At 37.8% G+C, this 15,387-nt stretch carries 18 protein-coding genes; 1 reads left to right on the top strand and 17 read right to left on the bottom strand.

The features are described 5' to 3' along the window. Positions 1-9: 9 nt before the first annotated feature. The 4 genes from sufU to sufC are packed head-to-tail and all read right to left on the bottom strand — an operon-like array spanning position 10 to position 3,723. Positions 10-441, bottom strand: a complete 432-nt coding sequence (gene sufU, locus FC66_RS02630; RefSeq protein ID WP_057973822.1) for a Fe-S cluster assembly sulfur transfer protein SufU — start codon at positions 439-441, stop codon at positions 10-12. Continuing rightward, complete coding sequence (locus FC66_RS02625; protein WP_057973821.1) at positions 428-1,666, bottom strand: cysteine desulfurase; 1,239 nt, start codon at positions 1,664-1,666, stop codon at positions 428-430. Before FC66_RS02625 ends, sufU begins: the two co-directional genes overlap by 14 nt. Beyond that, positions 1,635-2,927, bottom strand: coding sequence for a Fe-S cluster assembly protein SufD (gene sufD / locus FC66_RS02620; protein WP_057973820.1), 1,293 nt, complete (start codon positions 2,925-2,927; stop codon positions 1,635-1,637). Before sufD ends, FC66_RS02625 begins: the two co-directional genes overlap by 32 nt. Positions 2,928-2,940: 13 nt before the next feature. Then, entirely contained in the window at positions 2,941-3,723 is a 783-nt protein-coding gene (sufC, locus tag FC66_RS02615) for a Fe-S cluster assembly ATPase SufC (protein WP_057973819.1), read from the bottom strand. A 135-nt stretch (positions 3,724-3,858) separates the two neighbouring features. Here sufC and FC66_RS02610 point away from each other — a divergent pair, with 135 nt between their 5' ends. Next, entirely contained in the window at positions 3,859-4,575 is a 717-nt protein-coding gene (locus FC66_RS02610; RefSeq protein WP_057973818.1) for a gamma-glutamyl-gamma-aminobutyrate hydrolase family protein, read from the top strand. 43 nt (positions 4,576-4,618) lie between these two features. On the opposite strand, the gene FC66_RS02605 is transcribed toward FC66_RS02610, so the two are convergent. The 13 genes from FC66_RS02605 to FC66_RS02545 form a co-directional block, all read right to left on the bottom strand. Then, positions 4,619-5,425, bottom strand: coding sequence for a MetQ/NlpA family ABC transporter substrate-binding protein (locus tag FC66_RS02605; protein WP_420911470.1), 807 nt, complete (start codon positions 5,423-5,425; stop codon positions 4,619-4,621). Between the two features lie 19 nt (positions 5,426-5,444). Then, positions 5,445-6,149, bottom strand: coding sequence for a methionine ABC transporter permease (locus FC66_RS02600; RefSeq protein WP_057973816.1), 705 nt, complete (start codon positions 6,147-6,149; stop codon positions 5,445-5,447). Continuing rightward, on the bottom strand, positions 6,139-7,176 hold the full coding sequence (locus tag FC66_RS02595; RefSeq protein WP_057973815.1) for a methionine ABC transporter ATP-binding protein: 1,038 nt from the start codon (positions 7,174-7,176) through the stop codon (positions 6,139-6,141). The genes FC66_RS02600 and FC66_RS02595 overlap by 11 nt, the downstream gene beginning before the upstream one ends. Before the next feature lie 369 nt (positions 7,177-7,545). Beyond that, entirely contained in the window at positions 7,546-7,905 is a 360-nt protein-coding gene (locus tag FC66_RS02590) for an arsenate reductase family protein (RefSeq protein ID WP_057973814.1), read from the bottom strand. Positions 7,906-7,968: 63 nt separating this feature from the next. Then, entirely contained in the window at positions 7,969-9,174 is a 1,206-nt protein-coding gene (locus FC66_RS02585) for an FtsW/RodA/SpoVE family cell cycle protein (protein WP_057973813.1), read from the bottom strand. A 71-nt stretch (positions 9,175-9,245) separates the two neighbouring features. After that, complete coding sequence (locus FC66_RS02580; protein WP_057973812.1) at positions 9,246-9,467, bottom strand: DUF2969 domain-containing protein; 222 nt, start codon at positions 9,465-9,467, stop codon at positions 9,246-9,248. Next, on the bottom strand, positions 9,460-9,720 hold the full coding sequence (gene yidD / locus FC66_RS02575) for a membrane protein insertion efficiency factor YidD (protein ID WP_057973811.1): 261 nt from the start codon (positions 9,718-9,720) through the stop codon (positions 9,460-9,462). Before yidD ends, FC66_RS02580 begins: the two co-directional genes overlap by 8 nt. 83 nt (positions 9,721-9,803) lie before the next feature. Beyond that, on the bottom strand, positions 9,804-10,790 hold the full coding sequence (gene mreB, locus FC66_RS02570; protein ID WP_057973810.1) for a rod shape-determining protein: 987 nt from the start codon (positions 10,788-10,790) through the stop codon (positions 9,804-9,806). Between the two features lie 94 nt (positions 10,791-10,884). Next, complete coding sequence (gene murA / locus FC66_RS02565; RefSeq protein ID WP_057973809.1) at positions 10,885-12,189, bottom strand: UDP-N-acetylglucosamine 1-carboxyvinyltransferase; 1,305 nt, start codon at positions 12,187-12,189, stop codon at positions 10,885-10,887. Positions 12,190-12,205: 16 nt separating this feature from the next. Beyond that, positions 12,206-12,439, bottom strand: coding sequence for a DUF1146 family protein (locus tag FC66_RS02560; protein ID WP_057973808.1), 234 nt, complete (start codon positions 12,437-12,439; stop codon positions 12,206-12,208). Between the two features lie 136 nt (positions 12,440-12,575). Next, positions 12,576-12,995 (bottom strand): F0F1 ATP synthase subunit epsilon, encoded by a 420-nt coding sequence (locus tag FC66_RS02555; RefSeq protein ID WP_057973807.1) that lies wholly within the window; start codon positions 12,993-12,995, stop codon positions 12,576-12,578. Positions 12,996-13,008: 13 nt separating this feature from the next. Next, positions 13,009-14,409 (bottom strand): F0F1 ATP synthase subunit beta, encoded by a 1,401-nt coding sequence (gene atpD, locus FC66_RS02550; protein ID WP_057973806.1) that lies wholly within the window; start codon positions 14,407-14,409, stop codon positions 13,009-13,011. 23 nt (positions 14,410-14,432) lie between these two features. Next, positions 14,433-15,380, bottom strand: coding sequence for a F0F1 ATP synthase subunit gamma (locus tag FC66_RS02545; RefSeq protein ID WP_057973805.1), 948 nt, complete (start codon positions 15,378-15,380; stop codon positions 14,433-14,435). Between the last annotated feature and the right edge of the window lie 7 nt (positions 15,381-15,387).

Below are 15,387 nucleotides of genomic sequence, written 5' to 3'. Positions count from 1 at the left end.
CCCTCCTTTCTAATTTTCTAAGTTAACGGCTTGATACGCCGCTTTCCAAGCTAACGTTGCACATTTAATCCGTGCGGGAAATTGTGCGACGCCTTCTAAAATAGCCGCTTCACCTAAAAGGTCATCATCAATCTCTTGACCCATAACCATTTCTGAAAATATTGTGACCATTTCTTCTATCTCTTCTTTTGATTTACCAATTATTTCATCTGTCATCATACTCGCAGATGCCTGACTAATTGTGCATCCCGTCCCAGAGAAAGCCACTTTTTGAACTTTATCATTCGCCATAATAAGTTCAACTTTTAAGACATCTCCACAAGTTGGATTTCTAAGCTCGATTGTTTTTTCACTATCATCCAATGATCCATGGTGATGTGGGTGGGTTGCATGTTCTAAAATAACTTGGCGATATAAATTATCTAATTTAGATAGTCCCATTTTTAAAGAACTCCTTTGTGGCGATTAACGCTTCAATAAATTTTTGATTTTCTTCTAACGTATTATATAGATACAAACTAATTCGAACGGTTGATGAAACGCCCATCCGTTTCATTAGCGGTTGCGCACAGTGGTGCCCTGCGCGAACAGCAATTCCTTGCATATCCAGAGCCGTTGCGACGTCGTGTGGATGTAAATTTACTAAATTAAATGAAATAACGCCTGAACGTTGTTCAATATCAGTCGGTCCGTAAACAACTACACCCGGGATTGCCTTTAACATAGGTATTAAATCAGCAACTAAAACTTGCTCATGAGCATGAATATTAACCATCCCAACTTCTTTTAAATAATTAATTGTCGCACCCAAAGAAATAACACCCTCAATGTTCGGTGTTCCGGCTTCAAATTTCCAAGGAACTTCTTTAAAAGTTGATCGTTGTTCCTCAACGAAATCAATCATTTCGCCACCAAATTCAAGTGGCTGCATATCATTTAAATACGTATTTTTTCCATACAAAACACCGATACCGGTTGCAGCACCCATTTTATGGCCTGAAAAAGCAAAAAAATCGACATCCAAATCTCGTACATCAATTGGCATGTTGGGCACTGATTGTGCCCCATCACAGATAACGATGGCGCCAATATGATGCGCCATACGCGTTAATTCCTTAATCGGTGTAATACTACCTAAAACATTTGAGATCTGAGTTAATGACACAATTTTTGTTTTGCCTGTCATTTTTTGTCTTGCATCATTAATGTCTAAACGCCCATCGTCCGTTAACCCAACGTAAACTAGCTTTGCGCCAGTCTTTTGTGCGACTTGTTGCCAAGGAACGAGATTACTGTGATGTTCCATAATTGAAATTAATATCTCATCCCCAGGTTTCAAACGATTCTGTGCAAATCCTTGTGCCACTAAGTTCAGGCTTTCAGTTGTTCCTTTCGTAAACAAAATCTCATCAGCACTTTTTGAGTGAATAAAATCCGCTACCAATTGGCGTGTTGCTTCAAATTGTTCAGTCGCACGTTCAGCCAAGGTATGCACACCTCGATGAACGTTCGCGTTATCATGTTCATAGTAATGCGAAATGGTATCAATAACGACTTGCGGTTTCTGAACAGTTGCGGCATTATCGAAATAAATAAGTGGTTCATCATTCACAAGTTGCTTTAAAATAGGAAAATCAGCGCGATACTTTTTCAAATTTTTGGCCATTAATGAGTTTCCCTTCTATCGTTTCAATGAGTCGTTCACGTACATCAGCTGCCGGAATGGCTGTTAAGACCGGTCCTAAAAATCCACGAATAACTAATCGTTCTGCTCCTTCTTTATGTAAGCCGCGACTCATCAAGTAATATAATTGTTCTTGATTAACGCGTCCAACACTCGCTGCATGTCCAGCTTGTACATCATTTTCATCAATTAATAGAATCGGATTAGCATCTCCACGCGCTTTTGTGGATAACATTAATACGCGACTTTCTTGCTGTGCATTTGCGCCCTTTGCGCCTTTAATAATATGTCCAATTCCATTAAAGGTTAAAGTCGATCGCGATAAAATCACACCGTGTTGCAGAATTTGACCAATCGAATGTTTTCCGTAATTAGTCACCCGTGTATCGATTCCCTGAATTTGATTTCCCGTCGAGATAGCAACAACTTTAACGTCTGCGTGAGCCCCAGCACCAATTAAATCAGAATCAAAATCGCCAATAATATTCCCATCGTTAAGCAGTCCGATGGACCAATCTATTTTGGCATTATCAAGCAAATAACCCCGTCGATTAATATAGGCAGTTGTTGTCTCTCCTAGTTGATCCACTCCGGCAAATTTTACGTGACTATTTTGTTCAGCAATGACTTCAACAATAATATTTGCAGTTGTTGTCTCGTTGCCTAATGTATCTCGATTTTCCAAATATGAAAAACGACTATTCTCTGCCGCAACGATCAAGACATGATGCACATAGTCTTGTCCGTCACGCGCATCTTGTGTCAAGTAACTCGTAATGGGTTCATCCAGTTCAACATTTCTAGGAACATAAATGAACAAGCCACTCGTTAACTGTGCTAAATGTGCTGCCGTTAACCTATCAGCGTCCCATTTAACCGCCTTCGTCATAAAATATTTTTGAATTAAGTCCGAGTGCTCTATCAATGCAGTTTCCCAATCACAAATAATAACATTTTTTTGTTTTAATTCATTTGTTAATTTCAAACTTAACGTTCGCGATCCGACCTGCACGACCGTATTTCCAACTGCCCTTTTTTGATCTAATTCAACTTTTCTAGATTCCAAAAGCGTTTGTTTAGGTATAATGGGCCACCTTTGATATCTGATTTTCTCAAATGAAGGAAGCTCCAACATAGTCATTTTAGTGAAGGCAGCTTTTCTTAATTTTTGAAACCACCCAGGTTCCTTTTTTAAGTTAGAGAAATCAATCACGCTTTGTTCTAAGACCTTTAAGTCACTCATTTTATGGCCTCCACTAGACATTCTCGTCAGTTAGTACAACGTCCAAGCCTAATTCATCGCGTAATCCCGCATAGCCTTCTGCTTCTAATTTCTCTGCTAGCTCGGCACCACCCGTTTTAACCACACGTCCGTCCATCATAACGTGCACAACGTCTGGCACAATATAATTCAATAATCGTTGATAATGTGTAATCATCAATGTCCCAAACTCAGCATTTTTTAACATTTCATTAACGCCTCTAGAAACGACTTTTAGCGCATCGATATCTAACCCAGAGTCAATTTCATCCAATATCGCAAATTTTGGTTCAATCATCATTAATTGTAATATTTCATTTCGTTTCTTTTCACCGCCCGAAAAACCTTCATTTAAATAACGATCAGACATTTCTTCAGTCATGTCTAAAGTCGTCATCATTTTATCCAACTTTTTTAAAAATTCTCTAATTGGAATTTGGTTATCTTCCGGGCGCCGGGCATTAATTGCTGCACGCAAAAATTCAGCATTTGTGATCCCAGGAATTTCTGAGGGGTATTGCATGGCTAAGAATAGTCCTGCTCGAGCCCGTTCATCAACTGGTAATTCTAAAATATTAACACCGTTCAACAAGACCTCACCCTCAGTTGCTTTATATGCGGGGTTACCCATAATAGCTTCGGATAAAGTTGATTTACCTGTACCATTCGGACCCATAATCGCATGGACTTCGCCTGTCGCCATCTTTAGGTTGACGCCTTTTAGAATTTCTTTATCTTCAATCTCTACATGCAAATTTTTAACTTCAAGTGTCGACATTTTAGCATTCCTCCGATTTATTAATATATTCCATTCTATCTCAATAAATTGCCCATTTCAATGAAGCGTCAATCCTAGCAATCTTTATTTAATTAAGTTAAACTTAGAAAAAGTAAATTTTGAGGAGGATTATTTATGAAACCTATTATTGGTATTGTTGGGAATCCTAACCGGAACCCAATTGAAGGCCTGCACATGGACGAAATAACTTATACACCCCAAGGTTATATTGATGCTATCTTCAAAGTTGGTGGCTTACCATTAATTATTCCAACAAATTTGGATGATGCATCGAAATATCTTGATTTGGTGGACGGTTTATTATTAACAGGCGGTCAAGATATCTCGCCTGAATTATATGGACAAGAACCTCATCCAAAATTACAAGAACTGAACCCACCTCGTGATGAAATGGAAATGGCCTTAATTAAAGACGCTAATTCTCGTAATATGCCCATACTTGGTATTTGCCGTGGACTTCAGATACTAAATGTTGCCTTTGGTGGCACGTTATATCAAGATTTATCTGAATATCCAGATTGGAAAGTTAGACATTTACAAGATCCAACTTTACCAGAATATGCCACTCATTCCATTTCAATTGAACCAAATAGTTACCTTTCAGAAGTTTACGGTCAAAATTATCGCGTTAATACCTACCATCATCAAGCAATTAATCAATTAGGCGATTCTTTGGTCGCTATTGCGGAGAGCCCAGATGGGTTAGTTGAAGGATTAGTCAGCGATGACAATCGAATTCTTGCCGTTCAATGGCACCCCGAAATGTCATTTACAAGAAATCAATCAGATTTAGCTATTTTTAAATGGTTAATCAATAAAATTGAAAAATAAAAAGAATTGAAACTAGTTAATTAGTCACTAGTTTCAATTCTTTTTATTTGGCCGGAATCACCGCACCCTTATATTTAGTTAATATCCACTTTTGGGTATCTTTTGATTGTAACGCTTCAACCAATTTCTTAATAGCCGGGTTATTTTTATTTTTTGGTGTAACGGCGACTAAATTCGCATAAGACGATGTATTACTTTCCAACGAGATGGCTTGTTTCATCGGATTCAATCCCGCCTCAACGGCGTAATTTGCATTGATCACAACCGCCGCGCCCTCATCATTTGCGTATAAATCGGACATTAATTTAGGTTCATAAGTATGTTTAAAGTTTAACTCTAACTTATTCGTTTGAATATCGTTAAAGTTTGCCGTCGCAACATCTGTTCCTTTTTTCAAAGTAATCAGCCCGGTATCTTTAAAAATAGTTAGTACACGCCCATAATCTGAAATACTGTTGGATACAAGAACGGTGCTCCCCTTCTTTAAGTCAGTCAATCGTTTAACTCGTTTAGAGTAAACGCCAATTGGCTCTAAATGAACGTTCCCGACACTAATAAGGTCACCATTATTCTGTTTATCCCAATTATCTAAAAATGGTTTATGTTGAAAATAGTTAGCGTCCAAATCTTCAGATTCTGTCGCCTTATTAGGCATTACATAATCCTGAAAGACCTTTACTTTTAAGTCGATACCTTCTTTTGCCAACATTGGCTTTACATGAGCCAATATCTCGGCATGTGGAATATTACTAGCACCCACAACCAGCGTATTTTTATCATCCGCTCGTTTTCCACACCCAGTTAACAGAATTATCACAAAGAGAAGTGAAAAAAATAGTTTCTTATTTATTTTCATCATATATCCCTCCCTAGTTATTCCGCTTATCAATTAGTTTAGCCGATTGATCTCCAATAAGTTGGAAAATGGCCACAATAATAATAATCGTTACCGTTGCAACTAATGTGACAGTATTATTATTAGCTCCGTAGCCTTCGATAAAGGCCCAATTTCCTAGGCCCCCGGCTCCGATTGTCCCGGCCATCGCCGTATACCCAATAATTGTAATTCCCGTAACCGTAACACCAGAAATTAATGCCGGTAAACTTTCTCGCAACAACACTTTCCAAATGATTTGTATTTTATTAGCGCCCATTGCTTCGGCAGCTTCAATAACACCGTAATCAATTTCGCGAAAAGCTAACTCGACCATCCGTGCATAAAATGGTGCTGCGGAAATAATCAAAGCCGGTAAAGCAGCAACTGGACCAATAATCGAACCAACTAAAGCTTTTGTGAATGGTAATAATAGCACAATTAAAATAATAAATGGAATTGAGCGAAAGATATTAACTAAAGCTGAAACAACCCAATTAATGACTTTAGACCAGATCATTATCTTACCCGTCGTTTTCTGCTTTGTTTCAAACAGAATCAGACCCAGGAGAATACCTAGAATGGCAACCGCGATGGTAGAAATCAATGTCATACTGATTGTTTCCCAAGTATTCGCCCAAAAATCGACCCAATTAACGGCGCTAAAATTAAAATATGATGCCCACGTATTAGTCCCCATAATGAAGCACCTCCGTTTCTACTTTCATTTTTTGTAAGAATGGAATGGCTTGATCCAAACTTTCTTTTGGTCCAGTTAATTGAATATATAATGTTCCAATCGGACCACCTTGTGTTTGATGAATTGATCCTTCAACGATATTAAAATCAATTTCTGGAATTTGTCTTAACATTTCAGAGATAATAGGCATTTGCGTCTGAGTACTGTGGAACGTTAATTGAACAATTAAGCCTTGTGGATAAGCTTCGATTAATTCATGGACGGCAATCTCAGTATCGTGCATTGCTGGTGTTACCTCTTGATTAACAAATCGTTTTGTGACGTCTTGTTGTGGTCGTTTAAAAACATCTAGGACTAAACCATCTTCGACTAATTTACCATTTTCCATGACTGCAACATGATCACATATTTTACGGACAACGTGCATTTCATGTGTAATTAAAACAATCGTCAAATTTAATTTATGATTAATTTGGAGTAATAAATCTAATATTTCATCAGTTGTTTGTGGATCCAAAGCACTTGTCGCCTCGTCACAGATTAAGATTTCAGGGTCATTGGCCAACGCCCTAGCGATACCAACACGTTGTTTTTGACCGCCAGATAACTCTGAGGGATAAGCATTTTCTTTCCCTTTTAATCCGACTAACGTTGTTAATTCCTCAGCCTTGGCCAGACGTTCAGCTTTACCTAAACCGGCAATTTCAAGTGGAAACATAATATTTTCCACAACCGTTCGAGACCAAAGTAAATTAAAATGTTGAAAAATCATTCCAATTTTTTGACGTTGCTTTCTTAATACCTTCCCCGTTAGTGAAGCAATTTTAGCCCCGTTCACATCAACTTCTCCTGAAGTCGGTGTCTCCAAACCGTTCAGCATTCTAATTAGCGTACTTTTTCCAGCCCCAGAATAACCGACGATTCCTAAAATATTACCGTCTTCAACCGAAAGGTTTAAATCAGAAACCGCACTTACTTTACCATTATTCGTGACAAACTCTTTAGATACATGTTTAAATTCAATCATATTCATTCCTCCTTTTTTTCAAAAAAAATAGCCCCTCATCCCCCCTTTTAATAAACGGAAGGACGAGAAGCTATAAACTTCACGTGTTACCACCTTGTTTTATTGTTACCTCACGATAACAATCTCATCAGGTACGGGCTAATCACTTAGCCGATACCCTTTCGCTGTATTGGGCGTACCCAAGGTAGATTTACATTGCTCATCCACCAAACGTTCCAAGACCATCTTCAATTCCGTAATTTCGATCCCTTTTCAGCTACCGGGACTCTCTTCTCTAATTACTAAAACCTACTCATCTTTTCAAAACGTCTCATCTGTATTTCTTATTGTAGTTGATTATAGCCAGATTAAAATTTAATGTCAACACTTTTATTTATTTAACCAATTTTCTTCGAATACATCTTCCTTAAATCCAGTTGTCATTTTATCGCCCTCAATTAATACGGGGCGCTTAATTAACATCCCATCTGACGCTAGTACTTGACTTGCTTGAATATTTGACATTGTTGGTAATTCGTCTTTTAATTTTAATTCACGATACTTTTCACCATGCGTATTAAAAAAATAAGTCATGGGTTGTTCAGACTCATTCAACCACTTTTCAATTAAAGCCGCTTTCGGCGTATCTTGAATGAGGTCTATCGTACGATAGTCAACACCGTTTTCATCTAACCATTGTTTCGCTTTTCTACAAGTTGAACATTTAGGATACCAATAAAAATCAAGCATTATCGTAAACCTCCCAGTTTTAAAAAAGCGACGACTCACAAAATAGAATCGCCGCGCCAGTATCTAATCAAAATCTTCGTCATCGTTACTAAACATATAGCTCTTATGATGGAATCGCATTGACATGATCAACCCAATCCCAATCATATTACCTACCAGGGCTGACCCTCCCTGACTGACAAATGGCAATGGAATACCTGTTAATGGTAACAACCCGATGCTCATCCCAATATTTTCAAAAACATGGAATAAAATCATCATAATAACACCTGTTGATAAGTAAGCATAAAATTCATTTTTCGTATCAAAGGTTGCACGAACCATTCGATAAATTAATAGGAAATAAATGAAAATCAAGATACAGCCACCAATGAATCCAAAATTCTCACCAATAACGGAAAAAATCATATCGGATTCACGAACGGGTACATAGACGTTTGAGACGTTAAATCCTTTACCGGTCATTTGTCCAGACCCGATAGCCTTCATACTTTGCCATAATTGATATCCCGTTCCAGATGTATCTTTTGAAGGATCCAACCAGTTATCCACACGATCAAATTGATAAGCGGCAAAGCCAATTTTCTCTAAAATCGCTCGACCAGTCGTTGAAATAACCATGTACAACGTTGTTCCACCTACAACTGCAACAATCCCAAATGCTGGTCCAATAATTTTCCAGGTGATTCCGGAAACTAAAATGACGCCACCTAAAATAGCAAAGAAAACCAACATCGTTCCAAAATCATTTTGTAATTTTAACAAAACGACGACTGGAAGCGTCCAGCCAATCATCTTAGCCAACAAGATAAAATCTGTACTAAGCTTATGTGTTGGATAATCATTATTATGCACTGTAACGACACGGGCTAACATCAAAATAAATGCTGGCTTCATTACCTCTGATGGTTGGAACGTTAATGAACCCACAAGCGGTATCCAGCTTTTAGCACCTGTACTTGCATATAAACTCCGACTATAAACAACCAAAACAATCGCCAACAAGAACAGACCAACACCATAGACAATCGGTGCAATCCGCCACAGTTGTTCTGAATCGAATTGCATTATAACCACAATTGCAACGACCCCAATGGCATACCACATCAACTGTGAAACCATTTGGCTAACAATTGAAGTAGCACTCGTATCATGGGAAGCCGATACATAAATCGAAGCAAGTCCAATGATTGCTAAGACTAAAACGGCAAAAATAATACCATAATCAATCCTTGCCTCACTATCGATCTCATCTTTTCTACTACTCATAGAATATCCTCCACGCTATGTTGCTTATTTCATTAAATTTATGACTAGACCAATAGTTAATCTATAATTAATTAGCCTCGGTGCAAATGGAAATCACGTAATAAAGTATCAATTCCTTCATCGCGTGTTTTAGCTTTAAACGTTTCTCCGTTGCTCAATGTGGCAACAAATTTTGCATCTTGTTGCATCACCGTTCCAATTTCAATACCACCGACCGTTAACGAAACAGCTTCTTCACCGTTAATTTTAATATCATTTTCTGCAACTTCAATTTCTTTTTCTTTCTTAGACATGTTTATTTTCTCCCTCTGGGTTCTTATTTCTGCGTACGGTAAAGTAGTCAGGTACTGGATCAAATCCGCCCCTGACAAAAGGATGGCATCTTAAAATCCTACCGATACCCATAATAATGCCTTTTGCGCCATGTTTTTGAATGGCTTTAATCATATAATTTGAACACGTCGGATAATAACGACAACTAGGTGGGAACATTGGTGAAATAAATTTCTGATAAAACTTGATTGGTGCTAGCATTAAGTTTTGCATAAATCAATGACTCCCTATATTAAAAGGTCCATCAACAGATTGCCCCGTTAATAGACCTCCCCTAATAACCCATATAAAAGTTCTTATCTACCTTGTTTTTCAATATGATCAAGCAGGTATCCAGTCCCTTTTGCAACATCATCCAATGGTGTTTCGGATACCATTACCGGAATATCTAAATTCTCTGACATTAAAAGGTCAACACCATCTAACAATGCACCACCACCAGTTAAAATTACACCAGTATCGATAATATCTGATGCCAATTCTGGTGGCGTTTGTTCAAGAACTTCTTTAGTTGCGGATACAATTGCTTGCATCGTTTCGTGAGTTGCTTCTTCAACCTCAGCAGAAGTAAGTGTAATTGTTTTTGGTAACCCAGTCACAACATCTCGTCCGCGAATTTCCATTTCTAATGAACGGTTACCTGGGTAAACCGTACCAATTTCAATTTTAGCTTTTTCAGCTGTACGTTCACCAATTTGAAGATTATGTTTTTGTTTAACAAAATTAATAACATCACTATTTAATTGGTCACCTGCAACGCGCAATGAACGACTTGCTACAATATCGCCTAACGAAATAACAGCAACATCACTGGTACCACCACCGATATCGATAACTAAACTACCGCGAGGTTGATAAATATCTAAACCAGCACCGATAGCAGCAACTTTAGGTTCTTCAGCAAGATAAACCTTGCCACCACCAGCTTTTTCAGCAGCTTGAATAATTGCTTTTTGTTCAATTGATGTAATGTTTGTTGGACAACAGATCAAAATACTTGGTTTTGACAAGAAGCCACTCACATTTAATTTTTTTATAAAGTAAGTTAACATTTGTTCTGTAATATCGAAATCAGCGATGACACCATTTTTCATGGGTCTGATTGCTCTGATACTACCGGGTGTTCTTCCGACCATTTTGTATGCTTCTGACCCAACTGCTAGGACGCGTCCTGACTTCGTGTCAATTGCGACAACAGAAGGTTCATTTAAAACAATACCTTTATTTTGAACGTTAATTAATACGTTTGCGGTTCCTAAATCAATACCAATATCTTTAGCCATTGTGTTTCTCCTCTCGGCACTTAAAACTTATACTAATGTCAGTATTATACCATATATATGCGCAATAAAAAAATGTCCAAAATGGACATTTTTCTTATTTCACTTCATTTGATGTCTTAATAATAATATCCTGTGTATCATCATCAATTCGTTTAATTTCAGCGCCTAATGCCTTCAATTTTTGATGGAAGTGATAGTAACCACGGTCAAGATACTCAAGATGAGTTACCTGTGTGTAACCGCGAGCAACTAATCCAGCAAGTACAAGTGCCGCTGCTGCTCTTAAATCAGTAGCGGCAACTTCTGCTCCGTTGAAATCAGTTGGACCATACATGACAACCGAATTACCTTCAACCTTAAAGTTAGCATTCATACGACGTAATTCTTCTAAATGCATAAAACGATTTTCAAATACAGTCTCAGTTAACGTGCTTGTACCAGATGCCATTAATTGAAGCACTGTCATTTGTGGCTGCATATCTGTTGGATAACCCGGATGAGGCAATGTTTTAACCGCAATCGGTTTAATTTCATCTGTACCAATTACTCGAATACCATTTTCTTCTTGGATCACTTCAATACCCATCTCTTCTAACTTAGAGATTAATGGTTTATTGTGTTCTGCAATAGCTTCTTCAATTAAAACGTTACCTTGGGTTACTGCTGCCGCAACCATGAAAGTTCCTGCTTCAATACGATCTTGAACAACCGCATGATCTGCACCATGAAGTTCCTTCACACCATGAATACGGATTGTTTCAGTTCCAGCACCTTGAACCTTGGCACCCATCTTATTCAAAATGTTGGCTAAGTCAACGATTTCTGGTTCTCTCGCAACATTTTCTATCACGGTTGTCCCAGTAGCTAATGTTGCAGCCATCATAATATTCTGAGTTGCACCTACACTTGGAAAATCAAGGTAAATATTTGCGCCTTTTAATTCATCGACGGTTGCTTCTATGTAACCATCATATTGTTCAATATGAGCACCCATGGCTTCAAAACCTTTTAAATGTAAATCAATTGGTCTAGAACCGATTGCACAACCTCCAGGCATTGCAATTTTGGCATGCTTAAGTCGTGCCAAAAGCGGACCCATCACAACAATAGATGCACGCATTTTTGAGACATATTCAAAAGGTGCTTCTGGTGATAATTCCTTAGCAGCACTCATTTTAACTTCATTTGTTTCCTCATTAAAATCAACATCTAAATTTAAAAAACGTAACACGTTATTCATAGTGAAAACATCAGATAAAACAGGTACATTTGATAACGTGTTTTCGCCCGTACTTGCTAAAATACCTGCTGCTAAGATAGGTAATACAGCATTTTTAGCGCCTTCTATATGAACCGTTCCATTGAGTGAGTTGCCACCCTTAACAATAATTTTTTCCACAATTATTCCCCCGTTATTATTTAACTAAAAAAACTAAGTTACGTATATTATCCATAAAATTTAAGAAGAACGCGCTACTTGTATAACCTAATAAGATAGCCAACATCACAATTAATGCCTTGATTCTTTGCTGATTACTTTGTGGGAAAAATCTGTCTATTCGTAAACCTTGAATTGCCCAAAAAGCAATTCCAATAAACATCAAATGACTCATCAAAGTAACCAACGATTGTATTCCTACGGTATTCATAAAAACACTCCTAAAATTTATTCGTCATAAGCATAGCATATTTTGTATCACTTGTCGCTAATATTTGTAACAAAAATGAAATATTTAATATCTGTATAAAAAAAAGACGCTGAAAAAATTCAGTGTCTTTTTTTTGCTAATGTTTTGAAATTTTGATTCGGTTAATTGCACGTCTAAGCGCAATTTCTGATCTTTTAAGTTCATTTGTATTATTTGTTTCTTTTGCTTTAGAAATCATTTGTTCGGCACGAGCCTTAGCCGCTTGTGCACGATTTTCATCGATATCTGCTTGGCACTCTGCCGCGTTTGCAACAATTGTTGCAACGTTTTTTGAAAACTCGACAAATCCACCACTTACGGCAATCTCATCTTCTTTGTTGTCGCTAACCTTAATTCTGACAGCGTCAATATCAAGAGAAGCAATAACTGGAATATGATTGGGTAAAATACCCATTTCCCCACTGGGCGTTTTGACAATAAGCATTCTAGCTTCATTTTCATAAACACTACCATCGGGAGTGACGATACTAACGGTCAAAACTGAATCTTCAGCCATCTGTTATTACCCCCTATTTTGCCATTTTGTTTGCTGCTTCAATAACATCTTCGATTGGGCCGACACCATTGAAAGCATCTTCAGGGAGTGCATCATATTTACCATCAAGAATATCCTTGAAACCTTGAACAGTTTCGGCGATTGGTACATATGATCCAGGTTTCCCTGTAAATTGTTCAGCAACGTTAAAGTTTTGTGAAAGGAAGAACTGAATACGACGCGCACGTGCTACAATCACTTTTTCTTCATCAGATAATTCATCCATACCTAAAATAGAAATAATATCTTGTAATTCACGATAACGTTGTAACATATGTTGAACTTCCGTAGCAACACGATAATGTTCTTCTCCAACAATTTCAGGCGTTAATGCGCTTGAAGTTGAAGCCAAAGGATCAACAGCTGGGTAAATACCTTGTTGCGTTAAACTACGTTCCAAGTTAGTTGTTGCATCCAAATGGGCGAACGTTGTAGCAGGAGCAGGATCAGTATAATCATCGGCAGGAACATAAACTGCTTGGATTGATGTAACTGAACCTTTTTTAGTTGACGTAATACGTTCTTGCAATTGACCCATTTCAGTAGCTAATGTTGGTTGGTAACCTACGGCTGAAGGAATACGACCTAATAAGGCTGAAACTTCAGAACCGGCTTGTGTAAAGCGGAAGATATTATCAATAAACAATAGCACATCTTGTCCTTTTTCATCACGGAAGTATTCCGCAATTGTAAGACCAGTCAATGCAACACGCATACGGGCACCAGGCGGCTCGTTCATCTGACCAAACACCATGGCTGTCTTCTCTAACACGCCGGATTCTTTCATTTCGAAGTAAAGGTCATTACCTTCACGAGTTCGTTCACCAACACCGGTAAACACTGAAATACCATTATGTTCTTGAGCAATATTATGAATCAATTCTTGAATTAAAACGGTCTTACCAACACCGGCACCACCGAATAATCCAATTTTACCACCTTTAATATAAGGAGCTAACAAGTCAATAACTTTAATTCCTGTTTCAAGAACTTCAGTACTTGCACTTAATTGATCATACGTAGGGGCATCTTTATGAATGCTACTACGTTCTGCATCTTTACTAAATTCAGGACCACCATCAATGGTATCTCCTAAAACGTTAAACACTCGACCAAGAGTATCTTCACCAACGGGGACAGAAATTGAAGCACCTGTGTCTTCAACAACTGTTCCGCGTTGCAAGCCATCCGTAGAATCCATGGCGATTGTTCTCATAACTCCGTCACCTAATTCAAGCGTAACTTCAATAATTAGAGCAGTCCCATCTTCACGCGTAACTTTCAACGCATTATTGATATCTGGTAAGGTTTCGTTTAAAGAGAATTGTACATCGACGACGGGCCCGATAACTTGAACAACTTTACCGAGACTCATCTTCTGTATTTCCTCCTGTCATTTTACTCTAAAGCAGCTGTTGCACCAGTAATTTCTGTAATTTCTGTTGTAATAGCACTTTGACGTGCACGATTATACGTCAATTCTAATGATGAAATAATATCTTTGGCATTATCTGTCGCAGATTTCATCGCTGTAGAACTTGAAGCATGTTCAGCTGTTTTAGCATCTAAAATCGCACCATATACTAGGCTTTCAGCAAACTGAGGTAGCACAACTTCAAGAATTGCATATCCTGAAGGTTCCATATCATAATCTTCGTTACCCATTGCATTAGGCACCTCAATGCCCTCTGAATCGGTATCCAAATTCACTTCTGAAATTGGTAACATCTGCTCAGAATGAAAATCTGATTGTAAACTGTTAACGAAGTGATTATAACAAACGAATAACTCATCATAAACTTCACTATTATACATTGTCACCATTGATCTAACGATTTCACGAACTTCAATAAATGTTGGAATATCGCTTACGCCACGATGTTCATAAGCAACATCGTATCCTCTATTTTTGAAGAAGTCTGCGCCAGTACCACCAACAGCAATGATAACAGTGTTGTCTACAGTGCAGCCATTTTGTTTCATTAAATCTAATGATTGTTTAATCACGTTACTATTGTAACTACCAACTAAACCACGATCAGACGTAATGATTAAATAACCGCTTTTTTTAACAGGTCTTTTCTGTAACATATCAAAACCTGAAAATTTTGAACTACCGTCCTCAGATGATTGTTTTGCATTTCCGGCCTTAGCATCTAAAAGGTGAGATTGGGCAAGATGGGTAATGACACTTCTAATTTTAGAAGCATATATCTGATAACTTTGAGTATGACGTTGAATTTGACTCAGCTTAGCAGTTGAAACAACTTGCATTGCGCCAGTTATTTGCCCTGTTTTCTTAGTCGAAACAATTCGACGTTTTACTTCCATTAATGAAGCACCCATTAATTCT

This window comes from Dellaglioa algida DSM 15638 (assembly GCF_001434695.1).
Classification (GTDB): Bacteria; Bacillota; Bacilli; order Lactobacillales; family Lactobacillaceae; genus Dellaglioa; species Dellaglioa algida.
The sequence above is the reverse complement of the archived record's forward strand: the minus strand, read 5'-3'. Positions and strand labels throughout refer to the sequence as shown.

Coding starts and splice junctions, on each gene's coding strand:
- sufU (WP_057973822.1), bottom strand. CDS start 441: ATGGGACTATCTAAATTAGATAATTTATATCGCCAAGTTATTTTAGAA.
- FC66_RS02625 (WP_057973821.1), bottom strand. CDS start 1,666: ATGGCCAAAAATTTGAAAAAGTATCGCGCTGATTTTCCTATTTTAAAG.
- sufD (WP_057973820.1), bottom strand. CDS start 2,927: ATGAGTGACTTAAAGGTCTTAGAACAAAGCGTGATTGATTTCTCTAAC.
- sufC (WP_057973819.1), bottom strand. CDS start 3,723: ATGTCGACACTTGAAGTTAAAAATTTGCATGTAGAGATTGAAGATAAA.
- FC66_RS02610 (WP_057973818.1), top strand. CDS start 3,859: ATGAAACCTATTATTGGTATTGTTGGGAATCCTAACCGGAACCCAATT.
- FC66_RS02600 (WP_057973816.1), bottom strand. CDS start 6,149: ATGGGGACTAATACGTGGGCATCATATTTTAATTTTAGCGCCGTTAAT.
- FC66_RS02595 (WP_057973815.1), bottom strand. CDS start 7,176: ATGATTGAATTTAAACATGTATCTAAAGAGTTTGTCACGAATAATGGT.
- FC66_RS02590 (WP_057973814.1), bottom strand. CDS start 7,905: ATGCTTGATTTTTATTGGTATCCTAAATGTTCAACTTGTAGAAAAGCG.
- FC66_RS02585 (WP_057973813.1), bottom strand. CDS start 9,174: ATGAGTAGTAGAAAAGATGAGATCGATAGTGAGGCAAGGATTGATTAT.
- FC66_RS02580 (WP_057973812.1), bottom strand. CDS start 9,467: ATGTCTAAGAAAGAAAAAGAAATTGAAGTTGCAGAAAATGATATTAAA.
- yidD (WP_057973811.1), bottom strand. CDS start 9,720: ATGCAAAACTTAATGCTAGCACCAATCAAGTTTTATCAGAAATTTATT.
- mreB (WP_057973810.1), bottom strand. CDS start 10,790: ATGGCTAAAGATATTGGTATTGATTTAGGAACCGCAAACGTATTAATT.
- FC66_RS02560 (WP_057973808.1), bottom strand. CDS start 12,439: ATGAATACCGTAGGAATACAATCGTTGGTTACTTTGATGAGTCATTTG.
- FC66_RS02555 (WP_057973807.1), bottom strand. CDS start 12,995: ATGGCTGAAGATTCAGTTTTGACCGTTAGTATCGTCACTCCCGATGGT.
- atpD (WP_057973806.1), bottom strand. CDS start 14,409: ATGAGTCTCGGTAAAGTTGTTCAAGTTATCGGGCCCGTCGTCGATGTA.
- FC66_RS02545 (WP_057973805.1), bottom strand. CDS start 15,380: ATGGGTGCTTCATTAATGGAAGTAAAACGTCGAATTGTTTCGACTAAG.